Below are 23,864 nucleotides of genomic sequence, written 5' to 3' on the forward strand. Positions count from 1 at the left end.
CGGGGTCCCGCAAGGCGGCCATGACTGTCTTTTCCGGATTTCGCGCGAACAGCAAAGCATTGCAGTGTTTCGCGAAGCTTCCGTGAGTTGCCTGAATCCTTTCACTCATCAACCCACTGCGTCACCCGGCCGGCCCGCTCCTCCAGGTGGATTCCGAGAGGGATGACAATTCCTGTCACCGCGCGGGTCCGCCGCGACTGACACGCCTTCCACCCGCCAGTCGGCGCAAACCCAGACATTGACAGACTTTCACAGGAACCAATAAAAGGCGTGACAGCATTTTCACCCGCTGGCACTGTGATTTGAGTTTCCAGCAGTAGCCCAGACATGCGCCGAGGGCCGGGAGGTCCCCCCGGGTCGGCGCAGGCCTGTCCATTCCCTCCGTTCTCCCTGACGTCACCCGGCCGTGCTCGCTTCGAGCGCGGCACGGGGAACGTGTCTCCGGGCTCCGCCCCGGGCACGTGAGGCCGGCGTGTGCCCGCTGCGAGTCATTGGCCCTTTCCCTGGCTGTCTTTGTCTCCCCAAGGAGTGTCGAGTGAAGCGAACGTCTCCCCGTTGGTTCCGGTCGCGCGGCATGCTGGGCGCGCTGCTGCTGTCGCTGTCCTCCCCGTGGATCGCCGCGTGTAGCTCCGGCTCCAGTGCGCCGGAGCCCTCCGCGCCCGCCGAGCAGACCCAGTCGCAGGTCACGCTGAGCATGGGCTCCAGTGACTTCACCGCGCTGGCGAAGAAGGGCCGCGTCTCCGCGATGGAGTTCTCCCACAGCGACGTGAAGCGCCTGCGCGTCACCGTCTGGGAGCAGGGCAAGTCCGAGACGCCGCTCTTCGTGAACTTCGACCTGCTCAAGAACGAGACCACCGGCAAGTGGGCCGGCACCCTGCCCTTCCTCCCCAAGAGCCTGGCGCTCACCTTCTACGCGCAGGCCTACGGCGACGTCAGCGCCCTCACCGAGATCTTCAGTGGCACGCTCGACGTCACCCTCACGCAGGACTTCGAGACGCTCACCATCCCCCTGTCGCCCGCCACCGACGGCACGGAGATCAAGCTGCCGCGCATCGAGCGCATCAGCATCCCCAGGGCCTTCGCTTCCGGACAGAGCGGCAACCTCACCTTCGCCGTCGCCGCCTCCACGGGCGAGAAGCTGCACTACACCATCACCCCCGCCGCGGGGAGCGGCACCTTCACGCCGCAGGCGGGTGACATCACCCTGCTGGCGACGAGCGGCGCCTTCGTCAGCCTCTACACGCCGCCCGACAGCGTGCAGGAGAACACCGTCTTCACGCACACGGTCACGGTGAAGAACGAAGCGGGCCACTCCGTCAGCACCACCTTCACCACCACCGTCCAGCCCCGGGAGACGACGAGCGGCGTGGTCGACACCACCGTGAAGGTGCTCTTCAACCCCGTCATCCAGGGCCTGGATGGCCGGCGCCTCCGCGACGCGGACGGCAACATGACCTCCAACGTCCTCTTCACCGCGAAGGTGAGCGACGACGGCGCCCCGGAGACCCTCTCCTACGCCTGGGGCTTCACCGCCGCTGGCAGCCCCCTGCCGGATCCGCTGCCCGCCTTCACTGGCCAGACGAACCCGTCCACCCTCCAGCACTACACGACGTCCCTGCAGGGCACCCTCACGCTGGCGGTCAAGGACGCGGACAACGGCACCACCACCCTGTCGTACGCGCTGACGCCCAATCAATTCCCCGACACCCCTGTCGCCGAAGGGGAAATTACCGGCGTGAACGCGCTGCGCGCGGGCCAGAACCACACGTGCGCGCTGCTCAATGACGGCTCGCTGCGCTGCTGGGGCTACAACTTCTACGGCCAGCTGGGCCTGGGCGAGTCCCAGAACGTGGGCGACACGGAGAAGCCCTCCGACAAGCCCGCGGTGAAGCTACTGGGTGAAGGCTCCAAGGTCGCGCTGGGCGCCAACCACACCTGCGCCCTGCTGAAGACGGGCCTGGTGCGTTGCTGGGGCTCGGGCACCTCGGGGCAGCTGGGGTACGGCAACACGGCGGACGTGGGCGCGGCGGATGACCTCACCAAGGCGGGCTACGTCAACCTGGGCGGCCTGGCGACGAAGCTGGTGGCGGGCGGCAATCACACCTGCGCGCTGATGAACACGGGCAAGGTGCGCTGCTGGGGCAACAACTACTTCGGCCAGCTGGGCTACGGGAACACCCTCCACGTCGGTGACGACGAGCAGCCCTATACCAAGGGCGACGTGAACCTGGGCGCGGGGGTCACGGCCAAGGACATCACGGCCGGCTTCAACCACACCTGCGCGCTGCTCTCCACGGGCCGGATGCTGTGCTGGGGCCGCAACGCCGCCGGTCAGCTGGGCTACACCCATACGAACCAGGTGACCGAGCCCAGCACGCAGACGCCCGTGAACGTGGGCGACGTGGCGCAGTTGAGCGCGGGCGCCTACCACACCTGCGTGCAGACCCGGCAGGGCGCGGTGCAGTGCTGGGGCGCCAGCAACAACGGTCAGCTCGGCGCCACGGTGTCCACCACGGACTCCACCAACAGCAGCAGCTGCCGCGACTGGTCGCCCTACGGCTGCACCTATCGCATGCTGGCGCAGTCGGTCACCGTCAACCTGGGCGGCGCCACGGCCCTTCAGATAGCAACCGGCTACGACCACACCTGCGCGCTGCTCTCCAACGGCAGCGTGAAGTGCTGGGGCTCCAACGCCAACGGCCGGCTGGGCCTGGGTCCCAACCCGCCTTCGTCCACGACCGTACCCACCCTGGCCGTGGACCTGGACGGCTCCACCGCCTACCAGGTCACCGCGGGTGAGAACCACACCTGCGTGCTGCTGTCGACGGGCGCGGCCCGCTGCTGGGGCTACGGCGCGCTGGGCGCGCTGGGCTACGGGAACACGGCCACCATCGGCGCGAACACCTCGGCCAGCACCGGCGGCAACATCTCCATCACGCCGCCGTCCACGCCGTAGCTTTCATGCCTCTGGAGGCGGGCGCCTGGAGTGCCGGGGCGCCCGCCTCGCGGTCTGTCTTCACGCAGTCCTGCGGAGCGCACGTCGGGCTCCCGATTCGCAAACCTCCCGTGTGAGTCATGACGAAGCCCGCCGCCCTCGCGCTCCTCGTACTGTGCACCGTCGCCGCGTGCACCGCGCCGTCGTCCACGGGCGACACGCCGCAGGGGCCCACGTCCGCCGTGACGTTCACCATCGCCACGGACAGCACCGGCTCCCAATCCCAGACACGGCGAGCGCTGGGCTTCTCCTTCGCGGACGTGACGCGCATCCGCATCGACGTGGAGGACGCCGCCAGCCACAGCGCGCTGTTCACGAACTTCGATCTGGTGCCCTCCCCCTCCGGGTGGTCCGGCACGCTGCCGTCCCAGCCTCGCCATCAATCCCTCACGTTCATCGCGCGGGCGTACGACGGCGATAGCGCGCTCCTCTTCCAGGGCAGCACCACGCAGACGCTCATCGCGGACCGGGAATCCGTCGCCATCCAGCTGTCGCCCTCCGGCACCGGTGCACCCATCACCCTGCCGCGCATCCCCCGCATCCAGCTCCCCGGTGAGCTCGTCTTCGGGCAGCCCGCCACCGTCACCTTCTTCGTCGAAGCCAACGCCAACGAGGCCCTGTCCTTCGTCATCACCGCCGACCCTGCCGGAGGCTACTTCGTCCCCTCCAGCGGGACATTCACGCTCACCGGGACCTCCGGTGCCTTCGTCGCCCGCTACCTGCCCCCCTTCGGCATTCCCAGCCCCACCGACTACACGCACTCGCTCACCGTCACGAACCCGGCGGGGCACTCGGTCAGCACCACGTTCGTGACGCGCGTCCTTCCCGCGGACATGTCCATGGACTCGCTGGGCACCACCGTGCGCATCCTCTTCGCGCCCGTCATCCAGGGCCTGGCCGCGTCCCGCTTCGCGGGCACCTCCGACGTCGCGTGGTCGGCCACCGTGTCGGATGATCAGCCCGCACGCACGCTCGACTTCGCGTGGAACTTCATCCCGGACGCGCCCGTGACGCCGGCCCCTGGCTTCACCGCGCAGGCCAATCCCACCGTCCTCCAGCACTACGCGCCCTCGCTCCAGGGCCGGCTGTCCCTCCAGGTCACCGACGCCGCCGGAGCCCGCACCACCGCCACCTACCGCCTGGGCGCGCAGCAGTTCCCCGACGCTCCCGTGCGGACCGGCGGCTCCACCGACGTCGCCCAGCTCCGCGCCGGGGACAGCCACACCTGCGCCCTGCTCAACGACGGCTCCGTGCGCTGCTTCGGCAGCGGCGCGCAGGGCCGGCTCGGGTACACCGGCACCGCCAACGTCGGTGACGATGAGACTCCGGCTTCCAAGGGCCCCGTCCCCCTCGCTCCAGGCGAGAAGGCCGTGCAGTTGGCCACCGGCCTGGGCCACACCTGCGCACTGCTCTCCACCGGCCGCGTGCGCTGCTGGGGCGCCAATGCCTCCGGTCAGCTCGGCATGGGCCACACGCGCACCATCGGCGACGACGAACCCATCGCCAGCGAGGGCACCGTCGACCTGGGCGGCGCCCGTGTGCTGCGCATCACCGCGGGCGACCGTCACACCTGCGCGCTGCTCACCTCCGGCCACGTGCGCTGCTGGGGCGACAACACCCACGGGCAGTTGGGCCTGGGCCACACCGACGCGATGCCTCCGCCCACCACCGACGTCCCTGTCGGCGCGCCCGTGCAGGACCTGGTCGCGGGCGGCGACCACACGTGCGCCCTGCTCTTCTCCGGACGTCCCCGCTGCTGGGGCGCCAACGCCTACGGACAACTGGGTTACAGCCGTGACGACGATGTTGGTGACACGGAGTCGCCGTCGTCAGCCGGTGACGTGGACGTGGGCGGCACCGCCGTGCAGCTGGCCCTGGGCACCTGGCACACCTGCGCCCTGCTGGACACCGGCGCCCTGCGCTGCTGGGGCGCCAACGCCTACGGACAGGTGGGCAACGGCAACCCCGACTACGCCACGCCCCTGACCTCCGTGGCGCCAGGCTCGGGCCTCCGCGCCGTCCAGGTCGCCGCGGGCGCCCAGCACACCTGCGCCCTGCTCGAGTCCGGCCAGCTCCAGTGCTGGGGCAATGGCGCCCGGGGCCGGCTTGGGTATGCCAACACGCGCTCGCTCTCCGCGCCCGGCACCGCCTTCATCGACGTGGGCGGCGCTCCCGCCACGTCCATCACCGCGGGCGGCCAGCACACGTGCGCCGTGCTCTCCTCTGGCCGTGCGCTGTGCTGGGGCCTCAACACCTCTGGACAGCTCGGTTACGGCCACGTGCGCGCCATTGGCGATGACGAGGCACCCGCGCTCGCCGGGGGCATCCTCCTCGTGTCGCCCTGACACCGCGCACGGGAGGGCCTTGATGCCTGGCTGAATGTCAGACGTGTGTCCTTTGCTCTCCTGGGAGGTGTCACTCCCAAGGGAGCGTGGATGCGAAGGACGCGAAGTGGGGCTGCCTGGCTGTGGTCCGTGCTGTTGCGTCTCTGGGGTGGTGGAGGGGCCGTGGGACTGGGGATGAACCATGCGCGCTGACGCCTTCTTGCTGGCCCTGGTGTTGATGGCCACGGGATGCGCCTCCGTGCCGCAAGCACATGGACGTGGCCGAAGCTTGAGCCATGCGCCGCGCGAGGACTCCTCGCCCGTGTGGATGACGGCTCCGGACGACGAGCCCCCGCGCGCCTGGAGCGCGCCCCCACGCGTCCTCTCCGGGTCCGGGCAACGGCTCCTGCGCCGCCAGCAGCCGCGTGACAACGTGACCTCCGTGGGAGACGGCACTGTCGGGGGCGGGGACCGGAGCAATGCATCGACGCGGCAGGCAGTCCTCAACGCGACGAAAGACGTGAAGGGCTCCTTGCGCAGCGTCGAGGCCGCGTTCAGCAAGCTGGCGGCCCGTCCTCCAGACCCCTGGGGCTTCAGCCTCACCGGTGTCTTCACGCGCTACCTCGACCAGGGCACCCAGCAGGCGACGTGGCTCCATGGTGCGTTGGGGAGCGCCACCGCGTTGACGGAAGCGGCTTCGGAAGTGGGCGACACGGACATGGAGCTGGGCCTGCTGCGCATGACAGGGCCGAAGCTCCAGGCAGCTCAGTTCGGGACGCTCCTCTTGGCCACCTGGGTGGACTTCCTCCAACTCGCTGACGCCATTCTCAGAAACTGTCCCATGTGCAGTGCCGAGAAGCTCTTCACGGACCTTCACCGCGTGCAGGGGCTGATGGAGCCCACGCTGACAGACCTTGCCTCACTGGACCCGGAGCGAGTGGAGGCGGCGACCACCGCGATGCCCCATCTGCTGGGGAAGCTGACGCGTGAGTTCGACACGCTCCATCAAGAAACCCGCGCGACCATGAAACTCGGCGGGCAGGTCATCGCGGCGGTGCAGGCCGTGGAGATGGTCACGATGATCTCCACGATGAAGATGGCCATGCCGCGCGTGCCCCCCTCGGCCCCCGCGACGCTCGGCGTGGGACTGGCAATGAGTTCAGGTGGCGTCATGCTGGGCTCGCGGCTGGTGGTCTCCGCGGAGTGGGTGGAGATGATGCGAAGGCTCGTGCAGGCCGGCGTCATCTCCGTGCCTGCCGTCGGCGCGGCCGTCCTCATTCAGGGCGGACAGGTCACGATGGCTCAGGCGCACCAGGACCTGCCCAAGGGCGTGCGCGAAGCACTGGGGGATAGCCCGGAGGTGCGCGGCATGCGGGTGACCGGCAGGGCGGGGGCGGGCATGTCGGACGCGCCCAAGCACCATGTGCTGCCGCAGGAGCACCGCGAGTGGTTCGAGCAGCGCGGCTTCAAGGGCGACCTGGACATCGACCAGTTCTGCGTCCGGATGGAGCAGGCCCACCACGAGGCCATTCACGGTGGGGGGAGCTGGAAACTGGGACGCACATGGCCCGGCGAGTGGAATCGGCTGATCATGGAGGCTCTGCACGAAGCCGAGATCACCGCGGGCCGGAGGTTGACGCGGAATCAGGTCCTGGACATCGTCGTGGAGCGGATGAAGGTCTACAGAGTCCCAATCACTTTCACGAAAGGGAGGAGCCGATGAGCGACGGACGTGCATGGCGGGAGAACTGGAAGGCCCGCTTGTATGAGCGCGTCCGCGAGCGGGGCTACGACTCACTCACGGCTTTCGCCGAGGCCCGCCCCACCGCATCGTTGGTGGCGCTGGCCGAGGAACTGGGTCCGGACGACGTTGCCGGAATCCAGGTGTACGATGGGTTGGTGGCGGAAGCGTTGCGCAGCAAGCAAGTGACCCGCCTGGTACGTGGACAACTTGTGCGTGAGCTGTGGGGGAGTATCCCTGAGGGTTGGCCGGCCGTGTTGGATGACGACAACCGCTTCAAGGTCGCCAAGGCGGTCGGCCCCTGGATTGCCTATACCCCAGACACGCATAAGGAGCGCGCACGCCAATGCAGGACGTCGCTCCTCGCCAATCCGCCGCCTGCTGGCTGGCGTCCACGCGGTCCTGACGACGAGTTGCTCCGGACGCTCCTTCCCGATGAGGAAGCCTGACCGGAAGCGGTAGCCCTCAGGACACGAGGCCCGCGCTTCACGGGAGGGCCTTGATGCCTGGCTGCCTGCCCTCCAGGCCCGTGCGGGCGCTTCCGGAGCGGGTTGCCGGACACAGGGGGCGATGACGAACCTCCTCGACGGAGGGAATCCTTCATGGCCACCAACGACAAGCGTCCCGCACCCACGCAGCCCGCCGAGGATTTCTACGGACGTCCGAGGGCCCCAGAGCAGGGGGGCGAAACCCAGCGCGAAGGCCAGGGCTCCACGCCCTCCACGCCTCGCGACGAGCAGAAACCCCAGCGCCCCGACACCGAGGAGGAAGACGAGGAGCGCAAGCCCCGCCGCGAGCTGACCGAGGCCGACGAGAAGGGCATCCGCCCGCGCACCGGGGACGACGCCGACGACCGCGACCTGCGCCTGCGCGACGCCAGCGGCCTGCATCCGTATGACCCGCGCGAGCGCGCCCCGGGGTCATCGCTCGACGACATGCCGGACGGCGACGGCCCCCGCAGCGACGCGGGCACCAACCCGGTGTCCGACGTGTACCGCTACGGCCATCCGGACCGCATGCCGGACCGCGAGCGCTGAAGCCGGCGGCGCCTGGAAACACCCAGGGCCAGGAACCGGGCTCTTCCGCCCCGTCCTGGCCCTTCGTCACGTCCGGAGGCCAGCGGCGCTCAGCCCACGCGGCGCGGGGCGTGATCCAACCGGTGCGCGTCCACCCACGCGTCGGCCTGCGCCATCGTGTCCACGAAGACCGTGTCGAAGCTGGCCGCGTGGCCCGTGAGCAGCATGGCCACGGACATCGCCTTGCCCACCACGCGCTGTGACAGGTCGGACCCCACGTACACCACCGAGCGCATCCACTCCGCGCGCACGTTGTTGGCCAGGTACTTGCGCGACTCGGCCGGCAGCTCCGAGCCGGGCACCTCCGCCACCAGGTAGAACGGCCCCTGCGCCGCCATCTCCTCGTAGACGCGCAGCGCCCACTTCGCGTCCTGCAACCCCACGACGCCCGTGTACTTCGTGTGCAACACGTCTGGCGCCGTCATGCGGATCCGGTGCGCGCCACACGTCCACTCGCGAATCTGTTGCTCCATGCGGTCCTCCCCCCAGCTGCTGGAGGGAACCCTACGCCGGACCCCACCACCCCAGGGAAGTGCCCGGACGCGAACCTGCCCTTTCGTACAAGGAATCCCTGTCCATTGGATGTCAGACCCCCTCTGTACTGTGTACCCATTCCGACAGCCTTTCAGAGGGGGAAACACCATGACGGAAACCCGTGAACTGCCGCGAGTCTCGGTGAACAAGCTGGGCGAGTACCTGGTCGCCACGCCCGCCCGCCGCAAGCGCATCATCCACGACCAGAAGCACCCGCCGGATGCCCAGTACCTGCGCTATCCGGAGGCGTCCCAGGCCATCACGGACTTCCTCTGCCGGGGCCTGGACCTGAACGTGCTGCGGGAGTCCCAGCGCCGGTTCGCCTGCGCGGTGCCGCAGACGGAGTTCGAGGCGCAGCGCATGCAACTGTGCTCGGAGGCGCTGGAGCGCTTCGCGGACCTGGTGCCCTGGCTGGACCTGGACGACGCCATCATCAGCGCGGTGGGCGCGGAGCCGCCCGTGCTGGAGATGGCCGGGGTCACCATCAGCGTGCGCCCGGAGGTGGTGGTGCAGCGGCTGGACAAGCAGGGCAACCCGCGCGTGGGGCTGATGAAGCTCTACTTCTCCAAGACGCACCCGCTGGACGAGCGCAGCGGCCAGTACATCGGCACGCTGTTGCAGCGCTTCGCGGAGCAGCACCTGTGCCGCCTGGGCCCGGCGGACCACCGGCTGATGACCGTGGTGGACGTGTTCGCGGGCTCGCTGTTCGTCGCGCCGCGCGCGCACATCCGCCGGCTGGGCGACGTGGTGCTCGCGTGCGAGGAGATCGCCGAGCGCTGGGCCGTCCACTGACGGCCGGGCGAGGCCTCAGCGGGGCGCCGCTTCCTGACGGCGCCGGTGGGCCTCCAGCCACGCGCGGGCCTGGGCCTCCGAGTCCACGAACTCCGCCTCCAGCTTCGTGCCGCGGATGAAGTTGAGCGCCACCACGAGCGCGCGCAGCACTTCGCGGTGCGTGCGCTTGGCGCCGAAGAAGACGACCGCGCGGAACCACGTGGTGCTCACGTGTTCGGCCAGGTACTTGCGTGGCGCGACCGACAGCCCCTCGGAGCTGCTCAGGTCCACGACGAGGTACAGGGGCTTCTCCGGGCCCGCCCCCAGCTCGTGGAACACGCCCACCAGCTCTCGCACGTCCGTCTCTGAAAACGCTCCCCGGACCTTGGTCCAGAGGATGTCGGAGGCCTCCAGCGAGACACGCTGTGTCCCGAAGACCCACTCCCGCAGCACCGCCATGCCCTCTCCCACGCAGAGGGCAGCAGGGTACCCAAAACCCGGGGCCCGTCACCAGTCCGTGACCCCTTCTTTCCGAGGCAATCCGCCCGTCCAACCCTCCGGGTCACGCGCACGCGCACGCCACGTGCCCCTCCGGGCCGGGTCATTCCTCGCACGTCGCGTCATGGCGTGGGGGGGTGGCCGTTGTGTCACGGCCGGGTCAGCGCGAAGCAGGGCCCCCTGCGGGGCGTGGGCGGAAAGCCGCTATGCTCGTGGAGCGGGCGGCCAGACGGACGGCCGCCCCTGGGCGCATCTCCGGCCGGTTGTCGGAACGCGCTTCCTTGCTCACCGTGAAGGGTCGCGCCGCTGGCGCGGGGGATGGGAGCGTTGGTGCTGGAGTCCTTGTGGAGCAGACGCGCCGTGCTCGTGTCGGGCAAGGGCGGCGTGGGCAAGACGACGCTCTCCGCGGCACTCGCGGTGGCGGCGGCGCGCTCGGGCCGGCCGGTGCTGCTGGCGGAGCTGTCCCCGGACGAGGGCGGCCCGTCCACGCTCGCGGGGCTGGTGGGCGTGAAGGAGGCCGGGCCGCGCGTGGTGCCGGCGGGGCCGAACCTGTCCTTCGTGCGCCTGTCCGCGCAGGAGGGCCACCGGCTCTTCCTGGAGGAGACCCTGCCCGTGAAGTGGCTGGCGGAGGCCGCGCTGCGCTCCCGGGCGCTGCGGCGCTTCCTCGAGGCCGGCCCCGCGCTCAAGGAGATGGGGCTGATGTTCCAGCTCCTGGCGCTCCTGCGCCTCACGCACCCGGATGGCCGCCGGGTGCACCCGCTCACGGTGGTGGACCTGCCCGCCACGGGCCACGCGCTGGCGCTGGCCACGCTGCCCCGGAGCATCCTGTCGCTGATGCCGGGCGGGCCCGTGGGGCGCGCGGTGCGTGAAGGGCTGGACCTGCTCCAGGACCCCGCGCGCACGGGCGTGGTGGTCACCACGCTGCCGGAGCCCCTGCCAGTGAGCGAGACGCTGGCGCTGGTGGGCGAGCTGAAGGACGTGGGCCTGCCCCTGTCCGCCGCGGTGCTCAACCGCATGCCGGAGGACCCCTTCACGCCGGAGTCGCGCGCGGCGCTGGAGCGGCTGTTGGAGACGCACGGGCCGCACCGGGGGCAGCGGGCCCTGGAGCGGCTGGAGCGCGCGCGGCTGGCCCGGGAGCGGCTGGCGGCCGGCGTGGGCGTGCCCCACTGGGGCCTGCCGGAGCTGGCGCTGACGGGCATGGCGCTGGTGGAGCGGCTGGCGGAGCTCCTGGAGTCCAAACTCGAAGGGGCCGCGACCCGCGGCGGCCGGGAGGCCACGCCATGAACCTGGACGGCATGCTGCGCGACAAGCGGATCCTCGTGCTGTGCGGCGCGGGCGGCGTGGGCAAGACGACGACGGCGGCGGCGCTGGGCGTGGCCGCGGCGCGCGCGGGGCGCAAGGTGCTGGTGCTCACCATCGACCCGGCGCGGCGGCTGGCGGAGGCCATGGGGCTGAAGGAGAACGGCGCGGAGCCCACCTCCGTGCCTCCGGAGCGCCTGTACGCGGATGGAAAACGCGGCGAGGGCCGGCTGGACGTGTGGATGCTGGAGCCGCGCATCGTCTTCGAGCGCATGGTGCGCCGGCTGTCCGCCACGGAGAGCGCCGCGCGCACCATCCTGGAGCACCGCCTGTACCGCTTCCTGTCGGAGCTGGTCGCGGGCGTGCAGGAGTACGCCGCCGCGGAGGCGCTGGACGGCTTCATCGCGGAGGGCCACTACGACCTCATCGTCCTGGACACCCCGCCCAGCCGCCACGCGCTGGACTTCCTGGACGCGCCGGGCCGGCTGTCGCGCTTCCTGGACGAGCGGATCATCTCCCTCTTCGGTCCGGACTCGGGCCGCACGGGCCGGCTGTGGCAGGGCGCGCAGGCGCTGGTGGGCAAGGTGCTGGATGGCATCTTCGGCGGCGGCTTCGCGCAGGAGATGCGCACCTTCGTCGCCGCCTTCGGAGGCCTGTTCGCCGGCATCCGCCTGCACGCGGACCGGCTGCGCGAGCACCTGTCGTCGAAGGACGCGGCGTTCCTGCTCGTCACGTCGCCGGAGGCCGCCGCGCTGCGCGAGGCCACCTTCTTCCAGGAGGCGCTCCAGGCCAAGGGGCTGCCCTTCGCGGGCTACGTGCTCAACCGCAGCTGGGCGCGGGATGACGACCTGGCCCCGGCCGCCGCGCTGAAGCCGCACGCGAACAACGCCGCGGACACGGACGCCGTCAGCGCGCTGGAGCACCTGGCGGGCGTGGAGGACGCGCGCGCCAAGGCCCACCGCTCGCTGCTGGCGAGGCTGGCCGAAGGGCTGCCCCGGGGCGCGCTGGCCATCGCCGCGCCGGACGCGGGCGCGGACCTGGAGGACTTCCGGGGGCTGGTGCACCTGGGGGACGCGCTCACCGTCGTCTGACGTCCCGCCCGGGCTGCACCTCGCGCCAGGGCGGACGGGCGAGCGGCGCCGCACCTGGCCGGCTGGAGCTTTGCGCGTCCGGGCCCGCTTCCCATGTTCGCAAGTCGAGGAGGCTTGCGACGCACATGGGCACCAAGGACTACAGCAACGGAAACGGCAGGCATGACCTGGGGCGCGCGGACATCTCCACGCCTCCCACCGACGCGATGGCCACGCACCGCTCACCGGACGTGGCGCCGCCGGGCTCGCGCGAGCGCTCGGAGTCCGACGTGAGCGGTTGGAGCCCCGGGCGCGACGAGCTGCCCGCCGACCGGCAGGGGCGCTTCCACCGCGCCGCCGCGTGGCGCCTGGGCCGCGTGCGCACGGACGTGGACGACACCGGCACCTGGCGCGCGGACCGCGAGGGCGAGCGAGACGGCGGCACCACCGGGCCCTATGGCCGCGACGACCGGGACGTGCGCTACGCCACCGGCGCGGTCCCCCGGCGCACCCAGGGCGAGGACACCGTCCAGGAGATGCAGCCCCAGCGCGCCGACTACCGCGAGTGGGACCGCAGCGGCTACGGCGGCCAGGAGCCCCTGCTGCGCGACCGCCCCGCCCGCGCCGCTTCCCGCGAGGACGCGCGCCCGCGCGACCGGCTGGCGCCCCAGCGGGAGGAGCGCTTCCCGCTGGACCCCATGCTCCGCGGCTCCCGAGACACGTCCACCGCGTCCGAATCCTCGCGCCGCCGCTGGAGGCGCGAGCCGCTCACCGCGCGCGACATCATGACCCGCCAGGTGCGCACCGCCCGCCGCGACAGCTCCCTGCGCGAGGTGGCGCAGTTGATGCGGGACGAGGACTGCGGCGTGGTGCCCATCGTGGACGCGGGAGGACGACTCCTGGGACTGGTCACGGACCGCGACCTGGCGCTGCGCGCCTTCACGGGCCAGCGCGCCGTGGACGGCCTGCGCGCCTCGGACGTGATGACGGAGGACCTGGAGGCGGTGCTGCCGGAGGAGGACCTGCACGGCGTCATCGAGCTGATGGGCCGCCGCCAGGTGCGCCGCATCCCCGTGGTGGAGCCCGACGACCGGCTCGTGGGCATCATCGCGCTGGGGGACATCGCCAGCCGCGCGGACCAGGACGAGGAGCTGCAGGAGGCGCTGGAGCGCATCTCGTCCCGGCGCTCGTTCTGGAGCCGGCTGCGCTGATCAGCGCCTGAAAAGACGGGAGGCCTGAAGCGCCTCCCGTCCCGGCCTTCATGATCAGGCGATGGAGACGACCACGCCGGACGCGTCCGCCGTCACGGGGAACGTCTTCAGGTTCACCGTCGCCGCGCCACCGGGGTCGACCACGCCCGTCTTGCTGAACGTGGACGCGTGGCACGGGCAGAGCAGCTCGTCGAGGCCCGTATCGAAGCCCACCTCGCAGCCCTGGTGCGTGCAGACGGAGTCCACCGCGGAGTAGGAGCCGTCCGCCAGCTTGAAGACGAAGATGGTCTTGCCGTAGCCGGTGGGGTTGCCGCTCACCATGCCGCCGGTGTTCTGGAGGTCGGGGAACTCCGCGAAGGTGAGCGTCACCTTGCCGTCGACCACCGACGGGAAGTTGTCGCTGCCGGCCTTGAGGTTGATGCTCAGCACCTGCGTGCCCGCGTTGTACGTGGCCACGTACGTCTTGAGCGGCACCGTGGCGGGCGCCTGCGTCACCGCGCCCGTCGTGACGTCGAACTTCGAGATGTGGCAGGGGCACACGGCCTCCGTCCCATCGAAGCCCATGGGGCAGCCCACGTGGGTGCACGTGGCGGACAGCACCGCGTAGGTGTCCGCGGACGGGTGCACCACCAGCAGGTTCTCCTGCCCGGATCCACCCGGGAAGCGCAGCGTCACCGAGCCGCCCGCGCGGGACAGGTCCGGGTAGCGCTGCACCACCAACGACACGATGCCGTCCTCACCGGGCGTGGGCACGTCCAGCACCGGCGAGGGGTCGATGTTGGGCGCGCACGCGGGCGGAATGCCCGCGACCACCACGCCCGTGCCCAGCAGCTTCTTGAAGAAGTCCCGGCGCGACGAGCTCACGTGCCCTCCGTGAAGACGAGGTGCGGCTCCAGCACCAGCTCGTCATCCACCTTCACGAGCAGCAGCGTGGGGCGCTCGATGTTGTAGCCCTCCAGGCTGATCTTGAAGGACCCGTCCGCCGTCACCTGCTTCGCGGAGTCGAACTTCACCGTCATGGGGATTTCCACGTCCTTCGTCACGCCGTGGAAGGTGAGCTTGCCCTTGAGAGTCACCGGCACGGAGCCCGGGAAGGTGGCGGGCGGCTTCACCCCGGTGCCCACGGCCTTCACCTCCACCAGCGGGTACTTGGCGGCCTCCGTCACCTCCAGCATGTGCGTGTCGCGGTTGGAGTTCTGCGAGTCGAAGTCCTTCACCTGCGCGCGCACGGCCACCTGGAGGGTGCCGTCCGGCTTCAGGATGGCCTTGCCCTCGCTGGGGGCGGCCTTGCCGGACACGGTGTGCATCTTGTGGATGAGCTTGTAGGTGAGGGAGCTGGCGTCCTTCTTCACCGAGTACATCTTCGCGTTCTGCGCGGCGGCGGGCAGCGCGAACAGCAGGGCAGCGGAAAGAACGAGTCGTCGAGCAATCACGGCGTCCTCCAGAGGGGGATACGTCTTGCCTCCGCACAACGGCCGGCGCGCGGAGACATTCACGACAGGGGGAAGGGGGTCAGAAAGTGAGCGTGACGATGCCCGCGGCGACGCAGCCCAACGTGGCATAGCCCACCACCTGGTGCGCGGTGGCGTACTTCGGCTCCGTGATTTCGCCGTAGCTGTGGGTGGCGAGGATGCCGAGCACCGCCTGGGCAATCATCCCGGCGGTGGCCAGGCTCATGAAGATCTTGTGGAACGTCACCGTGTCCCACTGGAACGGACGCTCCACCGGATCCGGCGCCAGGATGCCCAGTGTGCCCACGGTGGCGAACAGCAGCGACGTGCCGATGACCACGCCCCGGTGCCAGGCGAGCAGCGAGCGGTTGTCCCCGCCGCCGTCGGTGAACGAACGGCTGAACTGGATCTGCCCCAGCACGGTGGCCGCGGTGAGGCCGCCCGCCATGGCCAGGCCCAGGCCCTGGTGCAGCTTGAGCATGGTGCGGCGCGTCTCCAGGTCCTTCTGGAGGTCGGGGTCCAGCAGGCCCTTGGAGGCCTCCGCCTCCGGCGTGAGCAGGTCGAAGTCCAGGCTGGGCTCGGAGGTGCTGGAGTCCTGCGGCGCGGCGGAGCCCGTGGAACCGGACTCCGGCGTGGCGGACACGGGCGGCGTGACGTCCGGCGTCACCGGCGCGGGGGCCGCGGGCGCGACTTCCTGCGGCGGAGGCGGCGGCACCGGCTTCGCGGGCTTGCGCTTCACGGGTTTGCGCTTCGCCGCCGCGACCATCACGGGAGCGTCCGGCGCGAGGGCCGCGCCAGCGGGGGAGGCCGCCAGGAACATGACGGCCAGGAGGGGGGAAATGACGCGAGTCATCATGGGGTTCCGGGGGGACGACGCGGCCCGTCGGAAAAAGGGGGGGCCATGCCTTCCCAGGCTACCCCGGCTCGCGGTCCAGGTGCACGGCAGTGCACACTGGGTCCGGGTGAACCTTGCGATGTCGGCATGTCCCTGGATGGCCGCAGCCATAAGAACCCCAGGGACCGCCGGAGGTCGCGTCCGCGTCAGGCCGGTGTCGTCGAGGGCACCTGCGAGCGGGGCGCGGTGCCGTGCGCCAGCTCCTGGCCCAGGGCGTGCGGGTCGAAGTAGGCGAAGAAGCGGCGGACCCGGTCGCCGTCCCACTCGATGATGGAGACGCCCTCGTAGGCGATGGCGGCCCCGTTGCGCCCGGTGCCCTGCGTCTCCCATTCGAGGGCCACGCGGTCGCCGGACTCAATCATGTTGCGGAAGGTGGACTTCACCTGGCCGAGGGTGCCCTTGTACTCGGTCCAGAAGCGGCGGGCGCCGTCGCTGCCGGAGAAGACATTGGGTGACGCGACGTTGCTCACCTGCGCATCGTCGGCGAAGAGGGCGACCATCGGCTCGATGTCGCCGTGCTCCTCCAGTTTCAACAGTGCGTCCACGAACCGCTGCGCTCGTTCCATCGGCATCGGGTGTCCTCGCTCGTCGCGAATGAGAAGTCAGGGGTGTGCCCGGAAAGGGTGCGCACGCGAGGGGGGCATGGCCCACCGCTGGCGGCTGCTCCCTCGTCCTCCGGACGGAGGCCCCACCCCCTTGCCCCCGGGTGGCCCGGTGGAGGAAGACAGGACGCCGACATGTCCCAGGAAGCCCACCGCCCCGAACCGCCGTCCAGCGCCCCGAGGAAGCAGTCCTGGCAGGAGGCCGAGGCAGCCCTGCTGGGCTTGGTTCCCCCCGTGGCCGATGGGAGTCAGACGGAGGAGGCGTCCGACGCTCCGGGGCCCAGGACCGTGGAGCATTCTCCGCCCGGCTGGGGCACGGTGGTCTTCGTATCGCTGTGCGCGCTGTACCAGCTGCGCCGGGTGATGCCGCTCGCGAACGTGACGCCATGGGACTTCCAGGCGCTGTTCACCCGGGGCTACGGCACCGTGGCGCTCCTGGTGCTGTTCCCCTCGCTGGTGTCGCTGTGGGGCATCGCGAGGGACGACCCGAATCGTCGGACCAGCGGGTCGCTGTGGCTCATGCTCCAGGCGGTGATCTGGGCGGTGATGGCCGTGGTGGCCCTGTTCAAGGGCGAGTTCGTCACGGCGCTGCTGATGCCGTGGCACCTGTCGCTGGTGTGCGCCATCGTGATGGCCATGTCGGCTCCGGCGTCGCTGGAGGCCCCCGTGCCGCCGCGCGCGAGCCCGCCCCCGCCCACCGTTCGGCCCGCCACGCCCGAGGACCGGGACGCCATCGAGGGCCTCCAGGACGCGGCGCTCGCGCGGCGTCCCACGACCTTCGAGGCGCCGGTGGAAGGCGAGGAGGACGCACGGCACCCGGTGCTGGTGGCGGAGGAGGACGGGCGCGTCGTCGCGTGCGTGGCCACCCGCGCCTACAGCTCGCGCGAGTGCTACGCGGACATCGCGGACTTCAGCCTCTTCGTGGCGAAGGACGTCCGGGGCCGGGGCCTGGACGAGTTGCTGCTGAAGGCGCTGCTGAAGGCCGCGGCAGAAGCGGGTTTCCACAAGCTCACCACCAGCGTCCTCGCGGACCAGTCGCACACCCTGAAGCTGTTCGAGCGCCTGAGGTTCACCACGGTGGGCACGCATGAGAAGCACGCGCGGGTGGACGGCGCGTGGCGCGACGTGGTGGTGGTGGAGAAGTTCCTGCGCTGAAGGGGCCGGGGCGGTTCCACGGACACTGTCTCCTCCTGGCACCCGAGGGCGGGGGGAGCCCCCCTTGCTCGCGGGCCTCCGCCGGAGGATGACTGTCCTCCAGGAGCACCCATGTCCCAGGAAGCCCTCCGTTCCGAGCCGTCGCACGCCGCCATCGACGAGGCGCCCGCCGACGTTCCCGAGTCCATCGCGGCGGAGTCGTTCCCGCCGCTGACGCTCCTGCTGGAGGAGGTGCGCTCGCCGGGGGTGGTTCGCGCGGACATCGACGCGCTCATCGTGGGCCTGGGCCGTCTGCCCGCGCCGGACGAACCGCTGCGCGAGCGGGCGGATCTGCTGCTGGGGCTCCTGGACCGGAGCAACCCGGTGGGGGACTACACGGGTTCGGGCGGGATGAAGGTGCGGCACGCGGCGAAGGAGTCCCTGATCTCCATGGGCTATCCGTACGCGATGGAGCTGCCGCCCGACCTGCTGGAGTCGAAGGGCACTGACGGCAGGCCGGCGGGGCTCACCGCGGGCAACGTCGTCCTGGCGGTGGCGAGCGCGCTGTACCAGTCGTCGGCCATGGTGGGGTTGTGGTTCTTCCTCAGCTACTTCCGGATGCCGGCGGCGGCCGAGGTGACCTTCGGCGTCGCCTCGATCCTCTGGATCTTCACCGGGCTCTCCCTGATGGGCCACCACACCCGGTCGAGGGACATGCAGTCCATCGGTTCGGTGGTGTTGTGGGTGGCGGCGGTGCTGTGGATGGTCGTCGCGCTCCCGTTGGCCCTGGTCTCGTATGGCGTGGCCCTGCTCTTCGTCCCCTGGCACCTCGCGCTGTGGACCGCCATCTCCCTGCGCCCGGAGGCCGAGGAGCCGGAGGCGCCAGCGAAGCGCACGTCGCCGTGAGCGCACTGCCCACGGTCCGGGCCGCCACGCGCGAGGATCGGGCGGCCATCGCTGCCATCTACAACGCAGCCCTCGCCGAGCGAGCCTCCACCTTCGAGACGCGCCCGCGCACGCCCGAGGACATCGACGGGTGGCTGGGCAAGCGCTACCCGGTGCTGGTGGCGGAGGAGGCCGGACGCGTCATCGCGTACGCCTCCACCGGCGCGTACAGCCCGCGCGAGTGCTACGCGGGCATCGCGGACTTCAGCGTCTACGTGGCACCGGAGGCCCGGGGCCGGGACGTGGGCCGGCACGTGATGGAGGCACTGTTGCGGGAAGCGGAGGCCGCGGGCTTCCACAAGCTGACCTCGCGAGTCTTCGCCACCAACCTGCGCAGCCGCGCGCTGCTGAAGCGGCTGGGGTTCCGGGAGGTGGGCGTGCACGAGAAGCACGCCCCGCTCGACGGTGTGTGGCACGACATCGTGGTGGTGGAGAGGGTGCTGCACGCGAACGTGAGGTAGTCAGCGCCGGGTGTCCTGGGCCCACTCCTCGCGCGTCCAGCCCTGCCGTTCATAGAGGGCGCGGCGCTCCGCGGGCAGGGCCTCCCAGGCGACGCCAGGGTCCAGGTCCTTGGGGCGGCTGAAGAGGCCGGGGATGTCGTCGCGGACGGCCTGGGAGGCACGCTCGGGGGTGAGTCCGCGCAGGCCGTAGCCCAGCTTGAGGCCGGCATGGCTCTGGCTCTCCTTGTCGGAGACCTCGAAGGAGACGCCGCCGCCGAACTCCGCGGTGCGAGGGTTGAGGGACGCATGAGCGCGGGCGTGGGAGCCGGCGCCCAGGGACAGCTCCACCTTGCCTTCGGAGTCGCGGCTCACGCTGGCGATGCCCAGCTCCAGCTGGAGCTGGGCCTCCGTCTTGCCGTGCGCGTCCATCATCACCTCCAGGCCCACAGGCCCGGCCTTGGTGGCGATGCCTGCCTGCGTCTGGACGTCGGTGGTGCCGCGCGCGGAGGCATGGGCGGTGCGCTTGAAGTGGAGCATCTCGAGGGACGCGCTCGCTTCGGCGGAGACGAAGGCACCGGCAGGACGTTCGCCGGAGAGGACCTGCGCGCGGGCGGTGACGGTCTCATAGGCCTGGACGAGCGAGTGTCGGGGGCGTCCCAGGCCGGCCTTCCATTCGGACTCATAGCGTTCGCGCTGCGGGTCGGACCAGGAGAGTCCGAGTGACGTCTCACGCAGGTCCAGCGACCGAGGAGGCCCGAGCGCGCGAAGCGCCTGGAGGCTGCCGGCCTGGGCCACGGCGTCGCCATAGCGTTGCAGGTAGGCGTCATAGGCGACGACAGCGGCACGGCCCGTGTCGGTGGCGTGAGCATTCACCGCGTCGCGAAGGGATGCAGGGAGCTTCGGATCATTGACGAAGGTCTCCGGCCGTCCAGGCATGCCAAGCGGTCCCGCCTCACCGCCAGGGCGCCGCGAGAGGACGCCGTTGGACGCGGCCTGCTCAAGGAAGGCCTGGCGAGACGGAGCATCCATCCGGGACACGTAGGCCGAGAGCAGTCCATCCCGGTCCATGCGCTCCAGCGTGGCGCGGTACGCGTCACGAGGCACGGAGCCGAGCGCATCGTGCGTGGCCTTCACATCGCTGCCGGTGAGGAAGGGGTTCGACAGGCTGCGCGTCAGGTGCGAGCGGACCGAGGCATAGACGTCCTCGGGAACGGGAGCGGAGGAGGAACGCAGCCTGCCCCCCATGGCCGCGAGCTCACGCGCGGACACGGCGGGACCGTCCGCATGCGTAGGGGTACGGGGTGTGGAAGGAGCAACGGAGGGACCGTCATAGGGCCGCAGCTCGTTGCGAGAAGGCGAGGACGCACTGCTCTCACTGACGGAGGTCCTGCGGGACGCGGTCGTGCCCACGCGGAGCTCCGGCGCGGGTGCATCGGGTTCGGGAAGCGTGGGGTCGGGGGACAGCGGACTGCTACCGGGCGCATCGATTCGGGACATCAGGCTCGCTCCGAGGAAGGAGGAGCCCGCGCCCTGTGCAGCCAGTACGCCACGCTCAGGTGCCCGGAATCACAGGCACCTTTTCGCATCCATGCGCCCGGGCGTGGGACCCGGGTCCCACGCACCAGACGGGCTCAGCCCAGCACGTCCTGCGCGCGGCGGTAGTACATCTCGCGGCTCGCGAGGCCGTTGTAGCCGCCGTTGATGCGGCGGGTGACCTCGCGGAAGTTGCCCGCGTCCGCGTAGCTGTTCAGGTTGCGCGAGCCCCAGTACCAACCCGCGATGCGGAACGCGACGTCCGGATCCTTCGCGCGCTCCGGGTGCCCTTCCAGGTCGATGCCCAGCGCCTTGCCCGCCGCACGGTAGTTCGCGCGGCCCGTGAGCTGGATGGGGACCCGGCCCTTGTAGCGCTTGCCGTCGCCCGGCTGCGTGTTGCCCAGGTCCTTGCGGCCCTCGTACGCGGCGCCGGAGGCGATCTCCTCCATGTAGCGCAGCTCGCCGCTCTCATGCGCCAACTGGGCCAGGAACATCTCCTTGCGGCGGGGCGTGTTGATGTTCGCCTCGGCCATCGCCTTGTTCAGGTGCGGCAGGTACTGCTCCGCCTTCGCCTGCGACAGGTTCGGCATGATCCGCCGCAACTGCGCCACCGTCACCCCACCCTTCCCACCCGACGTGCCCGGCGTCCCACCCACGCCCCCCGTCGACGGAGGCGGCTTCGACGTCCCACCCGAGCCTCCCGTGCGGCCCGGAATCGTCAGCTTCTGGCCCACGTAGATCTTGTTCGGATCCGCGATGTGGTTCGCCTGCTGCAACGCGCCCACCGACGTCCCGTACCGCCCCGCGATGCCGCTCAGCGTGTCTCCACTGCGCACCGTGTACGAAGCGCCCCCGGACGGCGGCTTCGACGTCACCGGCGCCGCGCCTCCACCCGCGCCCGGAATCGTGAGCCGCTGGCCCACGTAGATCTTGTTCGGGTTCGCGATGTGGTTCGCCTTCGCCAGCGCGCCCACCGTCGTGCCGTGCCGCCCCGCGATGCCGCTCAGCGTGTCCCCGCTGCGCACCGTGTAGCTGCCCGCCTTCGACGGCGCAGCCTGGAACCCGTCCGGGACCGTCAGCCTCTGGCCCACGCGGATGAGGTTCGCGTTCGCGATGTGGTTCGTCTTCTGGAGCGAAGACACCGACGTGTTGAAGCGCTGCGCGAGGCCGCTCAACGTGTCGCCGCTGCGAACGGAATAGGTCGTCACGGTTAAAACTCCGGGAAAAGAGGTAAATCAGTGCCCGGATTTTCGCGACGGCTGGGAATTAGTTTCCCAGGAAGACCTACTTTTCAGGTTGCTGCATCTATCCGCTATTCCTGCATCTTCGAGTCACGCAACCGTGACTGAAGGTCGCGGGCGGCGCGGGTGTCGTGCATCACGACGAGGCTCTGCACGTAGTACGCGAGCGCCCAGAGGTTCTCCTCCGGGATGGCGCCCTTCCACGAAGGCATCGCGGCGCCACCGACGCCCGCGGCCATCACGCGGTAGAGGTCCTCGCGCTGGGCCTGCGCGGTGTACGGCTGGCCCTCCACGCGGGTGTCCTGCGGCCACACGGTGCGCAGGCGGTGGAAGAGGAAGTCTGGCGGCAGCACCTTGGCGAACTGCGTGGCCTCGCCCTTCGCGTCCACGGTGAGCGAGTAGTCCGAATCCCGCTGCAGCGCCGTGTACGGATCCACGTTCGCCAGGTTCACCTTGCGGCCGGTGACGCTCTCCGTGAGCGCGGCGAGCTCCGCTCGGGGGAGGTACGCGACGTGGCAACTGGCGCAGCCTGCGTTGCCCTTGCCGGCCACGTGGTAGACGGTGCGGCCTCGCGCCACGGCCTCGGCTTCACGGCCCTTCCACGGATCTTCGGACAGGGCGATGGCGGCGCCAGGGGACTCCTGCTTCCAGCGCGGGCTGAAGGTCTTGAGGTACTGCACCACGGCGTCCACGTCCGCCGGAGGCACGTCCCACGCGAACATCGGCGTGCCGTGCAGGCCCCGGCGCAGCGTGCGTTTCAGCGCGTCGTCGGTGGGCAGTTCGCCTGCCGCCACGCCGCCGAACTTGTACAGGCCCTGGTGGAAGTTGCGCGGAGGAGGCCGCATCCCGGAGCCTGCGGGGCCCTGGCCGTCGCCCTTCTCGCCGTGACAGGACGCACAGTAGTGCGTGTAGACGTCATATCCACGCGCCAGCGTCGCGGCGGGGATGACGGTGCCGTCCGCGAGCTTCAGGGGCTCGAAGGTGGGCGTCTCCTTGCGGCACGCGGGAGCGAGCGCCCCCAACGCGAGCACGGCGAGCATGCGGAACGAGAAGCAGGAAGTGGGCTTCATGGGAGGTACACCACCGCGAAGAGGACGCCGTACATCACCGTCGAACACCACCAACCGGGCAGCGCGCGCCGCAACGGAGCGCTGGCGTCCTGACCGCGCAGGACGCGCAGTCCCGCGCGCAGCAACCCCAAGAGCACGACCCCCAGATGCGCGGCCTGCACCGCCGACAGGCCATACAGCGCGGAGGCGAACACACCGCTGTCGGGGACGCGCAGGTCCCGGTACCAGAACAGCACGTGCAGCCACGCGGCCTGCGTCGCCAGGACTCCCGCACCAGCGACCAGCACGCCCGCCAACGTGAGCCGGTTCGGTCGCGACTGCTTGAGTACGACGTGCAGCAGCACGACCCCGACGACGAGGAGCCCACCAGCCAGCGCGGGAACAAGGACACCCGGGCGCGCGGACACCGGAGGCCAGAAGCCGCGCAGCCGGTAGAAGCCCGCGGTGAAGGCCATCGCGCAGAAGAGCATCGCCGCCGCACCATGGGCGATGACGGTGCCGAACCAGAGGTTCGCTTCGTCACGTTGGGGGGACGTGGAGGCCAGTGTCCCGGCGGGGGCGTTCGTGCTCACGGGATTGGACTCTCGCATGCCTGGGCCCGGCGGAAAGCACCAGGAAGCCGGGCGGCCCCCCGTCCCTCGGAGCGGCACCCATCGACCGAATCACCTCCGCGCATCGCACCCGTGAGGAGGACGGCAATCGCGTGGGGCGCGGAGCAACGCACGAGACCAGTCCGGGCAGTGCCTACGGGCATTCAGGCTTCGTTGCATGGAAACCCGGCGCTAACGGCCCCGAGACTCAGGACTGCCAACGTACGAAGCCAGCTCAAGCAGGAGCCCACGCGCATCCGGGCAGCGTGGCACGGCACCTCGGCGCTAACGGCCCCGAGACTCAGGACTGCCAACGTACGAAGCCAGCTCAAGCAGGAGCCCACGCGCATCCGGGCAGCGTGGCACGGCACCTCGGCGCTAACGGCCCCCGAGCCTCCGGGACTGCCAACGTACGAAGGCAGCTCAAGCAGGAGCCCACGCACA

Annotated in this window: 22 protein-coding genes; 12 read left to right on the plus strand and 10 right to left on the minus strand. The window is 70.6% G+C overall.

What is annotated here, in order from left to right:
• Positions 1–535 precede the first annotated feature (535 nt).
• The 5 genes from ACX114_RS39525 to ACX114_RS39545 all read left to right on the plus strand — a co-directional run bounded on the left by ACX114_RS39525 (position 536) and on the right by ACX114_RS39545 (position 8,097).
• Positions 536–2,956, plus strand: a complete 2,421-nt coding sequence (locus ACX114_RS39525) for an RCC1 domain-containing protein (RefSeq protein ID WP_459293177.1) — start codon at positions 536–538, stop codon at positions 2,954–2,956.
• A gap of 119 nt (positions 2,957–3,075) precedes the next feature.
• Complete coding sequence (locus ACX114_RS39530; RefSeq protein WP_459293179.1) at positions 3,076–5,340, plus strand: RCC1 domain-containing protein; 2,265 nt, start codon at positions 3,076–3,078, stop codon at positions 5,338–5,340.
• 181 nt (positions 5,341–5,521) lie between these two features.
• Positions 5,522–7,042 carry a DUF2380 domain-containing protein gene (locus ACX114_RS39535; RefSeq protein ID WP_459293181.1) on the plus strand — a complete coding sequence of 507 codons (1,521 nt, stop codon included), beginning with the start codon at positions 5,522–5,524 and terminating at the stop codon, positions 7,040–7,042.
• Entirely contained in the window at positions 7,039–7,509 is a 471-nt protein-coding gene (locus ACX114_RS39540) for an NUDIX hydrolase (protein ID WP_459293183.1), read from the plus strand. The genes ACX114_RS39535 and ACX114_RS39540 overlap by 4 nt, the downstream gene beginning before the upstream one ends.
• Positions 7,510–7,662: 153 nt before the next feature.
• Positions 7,663–8,097, plus strand: a complete 435-nt coding sequence (locus ACX114_RS39545) for a hypothetical protein (protein ID WP_459293185.1) — start codon at positions 7,663–7,665, stop codon at positions 8,095–8,097.
• A gap of 89 nt (positions 8,098–8,186) precedes the next feature.
• Here the strand turns inward: ACX114_RS39545 and ACX114_RS39550 are convergent, their stop codons facing one another.
• Positions 8,187–8,609, minus strand: a complete 423-nt coding sequence (locus ACX114_RS39550) for an STAS/SEC14 domain-containing protein (RefSeq protein WP_120564542.1) — start codon at positions 8,607–8,609, stop codon at positions 8,187–8,189.
• Between the two features lie 169 nt (positions 8,610–8,778).
• On the opposite strand from ACX114_RS39550, the gene ACX114_RS39555 reads away from it, so the two are divergent.
• The gene (locus tag ACX114_RS39555; protein WP_120559418.1) at positions 8,779–9,462 is read left to right on the plus strand and encodes a hypothetical protein; all 684 of its coding nucleotides are present in this window, start codon (positions 8,779–8,781) and stop codon (positions 9,460–9,462) included.
• 15 nt (positions 9,463–9,477) lie between these two features.
• Here ACX114_RS39555 and ACX114_RS39560 read toward each other — a convergent pair whose 3' ends face one another.
• On the minus strand, positions 9,478–9,900 hold the full coding sequence (locus ACX114_RS39560) for a SpoIIAA family protein (protein WP_459293188.1): 423 nt from the start codon (positions 9,898–9,900) through the stop codon (positions 9,478–9,480).
• Between the two features lie 369 nt (positions 9,901–10,269).
• Between ACX114_RS39560 and ACX114_RS39565 the strand changes: the two genes are divergently transcribed.
• The 3 genes from ACX114_RS39565 to ACX114_RS39575 all read left to right on the plus strand — a co-directional run bounded on the left by ACX114_RS39565 (position 10,270) and on the right by ACX114_RS39575 (position 13,519).
• Positions 10,270–11,223: an ArsA family ATPase gene (locus tag ACX114_RS39565; protein ID WP_459300404.1), complete on the plus strand. Its 954-nt coding sequence runs from the start codon at positions 10,270–10,272 to the stop codon at positions 11,221–11,223.
• Positions 11,220–12,329: an ArsA family ATPase gene (locus tag ACX114_RS39570; protein WP_459293190.1), complete on the plus strand. Its 1,110-nt coding sequence runs from the start codon at positions 11,220–11,222 to the stop codon at positions 12,327–12,329. Before ACX114_RS39565 ends, ACX114_RS39570 begins: the two co-directional genes overlap by 4 nt.
• Positions 12,330–12,454: 125 nt before the next feature.
• Positions 12,455–13,519: a CBS domain-containing protein gene (locus ACX114_RS39575; RefSeq protein ID WP_459293192.1), complete on the plus strand. Its 1,065-nt coding sequence runs from the start codon at positions 12,455–12,457 to the stop codon at positions 13,517–13,519.
• A 54-nt stretch (positions 13,520–13,573) separates the two neighbouring features.
• Here ACX114_RS39575 and ACX114_RS39580 read toward each other — a convergent pair whose 3' ends face one another.
• The 4 genes from ACX114_RS39580 to ACX114_RS39595 all read right to left on the minus strand — a co-directional run bounded on the left by ACX114_RS39580 (position 13,574) and on the right by ACX114_RS39595 (position 16,437).
• Complete coding sequence (locus ACX114_RS39580; protein ID WP_459293194.1) at positions 13,574–14,383, minus strand: Rieske 2Fe-2S domain-containing protein; 810 nt, start codon at positions 14,381–14,383, stop codon at positions 13,574–13,576.
• Complete coding sequence (locus tag ACX114_RS39585; protein ID WP_459293196.1) at positions 14,380–14,952, minus strand: YceI family protein; 573 nt, start codon at positions 14,950–14,952, stop codon at positions 14,380–14,382. Before ACX114_RS39585 ends, ACX114_RS39580 begins: the two co-directional genes overlap by 4 nt.
• 79 nt (positions 14,953–15,031) lie before the next feature.
• Positions 15,032–15,826, minus strand: coding sequence for a hypothetical protein (locus ACX114_RS39590; protein ID WP_459293198.1), 795 nt, complete (start codon positions 15,824–15,826; stop codon positions 15,032–15,034).
• 185 nt (positions 15,827–16,011) lie between these two features.
• Positions 16,012–16,437 carry a nuclear transport factor 2 family protein gene (locus ACX114_RS39595; RefSeq protein WP_459293200.1) on the minus strand — a complete coding sequence of 142 codons (426 nt, stop codon included), beginning with the start codon at positions 16,435–16,437 and terminating at the stop codon, positions 16,012–16,014.
• A gap of 165 nt (positions 16,438–16,602) precedes the next feature.
• Here ACX114_RS39595 and ACX114_RS39600 point away from each other — a divergent pair, with 165 nt between their 5' ends.
• The 3 genes from ACX114_RS39600 (at position 16,603) to ACX114_RS39610 (ending at position 19,007) form a co-directional block, all read left to right on the plus strand.
• Positions 16,603–17,622, plus strand: coding sequence for a GNAT family N-acetyltransferase (locus ACX114_RS39600; protein WP_459293202.1), 1,020 nt, complete (start codon positions 16,603–16,605; stop codon positions 17,620–17,622).
• 111 nt (positions 17,623–17,733) lie between these two features.
• The gene (locus ACX114_RS39605; RefSeq protein WP_459293204.1) at positions 17,734–18,507 is read left to right on the plus strand and encodes a hypothetical protein; all 774 of its coding nucleotides are present in this window, start codon (positions 17,734–17,736) and stop codon (positions 18,505–18,507) included.
• Entirely contained in the window at positions 18,504–19,007 is a 504-nt protein-coding gene (locus ACX114_RS39610; RefSeq protein ID WP_459293206.1) for an arsinothricin resistance N-acetyltransferase ArsN1 family A, read from the plus strand. Before ACX114_RS39605 ends, ACX114_RS39610 begins: the two co-directional genes overlap by 4 nt.
• Here ACX114_RS39610 and ACX114_RS39615 read toward each other — a convergent pair whose 3' ends face one another.
• The 4 genes from ACX114_RS39615 to ACX114_RS39630 form a co-directional block, all read right to left on the minus strand.
• On the minus strand, positions 19,008–20,255 hold the full coding sequence (locus ACX114_RS39615; RefSeq protein WP_459293208.1) for a hypothetical protein: 1,248 nt from the start codon (positions 20,253–20,255) through the stop codon (positions 19,008–19,010).
• A gap of 362 nt (positions 20,256–20,617) precedes the next feature.
• On the minus strand, positions 20,618–21,727 hold the full coding sequence (locus ACX114_RS39620; RefSeq protein WP_459293210.1) for a glycoside hydrolase family 19 protein: 1,110 nt from the start codon (positions 21,725–21,727) through the stop codon (positions 20,618–20,620).
• A 104-nt stretch (positions 21,728–21,831) separates the two neighbouring features.
• Complete coding sequence (locus tag ACX114_RS39625) at positions 21,832–22,830, minus strand: c-type cytochrome (protein WP_459293212.1); 999 nt, start codon at positions 22,828–22,830, stop codon at positions 21,832–21,834.
• On the minus strand, positions 22,827–23,402 hold the full coding sequence (locus ACX114_RS39630; RefSeq protein ID WP_459293214.1) for a hypothetical protein: 576 nt from the start codon (positions 23,400–23,402) through the stop codon (positions 22,827–22,829). The genes ACX114_RS39625 and ACX114_RS39630 overlap by 4 nt, the downstream gene beginning before the upstream one ends.
• Positions 23,403–23,864: the final 462 nt, after the last annotated feature.

Source organism: Corallococcus sp. M7 (assembly GCF_054512695.1).

What these genes read in the sequence shown, in the direction of transcription:
- ACX114_RS39550 (WP_120564542.1), bottom strand. Translation starts at nt 8,609, where the DNA reads ATGGAGCAACAGATTCGCGAGTGGACGTGTGGCGCGCACCGGATCCGC.
- ACX114_RS39595 (WP_459293200.1), bottom strand. Translation starts at nt 16,437, where the DNA reads ATGCCGATGGAACGAGCGCAGCGGTTCGTGGACGCACTGTTGAAACTG.
- ACX114_RS39600 (WP_459293202.1), top strand. Translation starts at nt 16,603, where the DNA reads ATGTCCCAGGAAGCCCACCGCCCCGAACCGCCGTCCAGCGCCCCGAGG.
- ACX114_RS39535 (WP_459293181.1), top strand. Translation starts at nt 5,522, where the DNA reads ATGCGCGCTGACGCCTTCTTGCTGGCCCTGGTGTTGATGGCCACGGGA.
- ACX114_RS39590 (WP_459293198.1), bottom strand. Translation starts at nt 15,826, where the DNA reads ATGATGACTCGCGTCATTTCCCCCCTCCTGGCCGTCATGTTCCTGGCG.
- ACX114_RS39605 (WP_459293204.1), top strand. Translation starts at nt 17,734, where the DNA reads ATGTCCCAGGAAGCCCTCCGTTCCGAGCCGTCGCACGCCGCCATCGAC.
- ACX114_RS39575 (WP_459293192.1), top strand. Translation starts at nt 12,455, where the DNA reads ATGGGCACCAAGGACTACAGCAACGGAAACGGCAGGCATGACCTGGGG.
- ACX114_RS39545 (WP_459293185.1), top strand. Translation starts at nt 7,663, where the DNA reads ATGGCCACCAACGACAAGCGTCCCGCACCCACGCAGCCCGCCGAGGAT.
- ACX114_RS39555 (WP_120559418.1), top strand. Translation starts at nt 8,779, where the DNA reads ATGACGGAAACCCGTGAACTGCCGCGAGTCTCGGTGAACAAGCTGGGC.
- ACX114_RS39570 (WP_459293190.1), top strand. Translation starts at nt 11,220, where the DNA reads ATGAACCTGGACGGCATGCTGCGCGACAAGCGGATCCTCGTGCTGTGC.
- ACX114_RS39540 (WP_459293183.1), top strand. Translation starts at nt 7,039, where the DNA reads ATGAGCGACGGACGTGCATGGCGGGAGAACTGGAAGGCCCGCTTGTAT.
- ACX114_RS39530 (WP_459293179.1), top strand. Translation starts at nt 3,076, where the DNA reads ATGACGAAGCCCGCCGCCCTCGCGCTCCTCGTACTGTGCACCGTCGCC.
- ACX114_RS39625 (WP_459293212.1), bottom strand. Translation starts at nt 22,830, where the DNA reads ATGAAGCCCACTTCCTGCTTCTCGTTCCGCATGCTCGCCGTGCTCGCG.
- ACX114_RS39560 (WP_459293188.1), bottom strand. Translation starts at nt 9,900, where the DNA reads ATGGCGGTGCTGCGGGAGTGGGTCTTCGGGACACAGCGTGTCTCGCTG.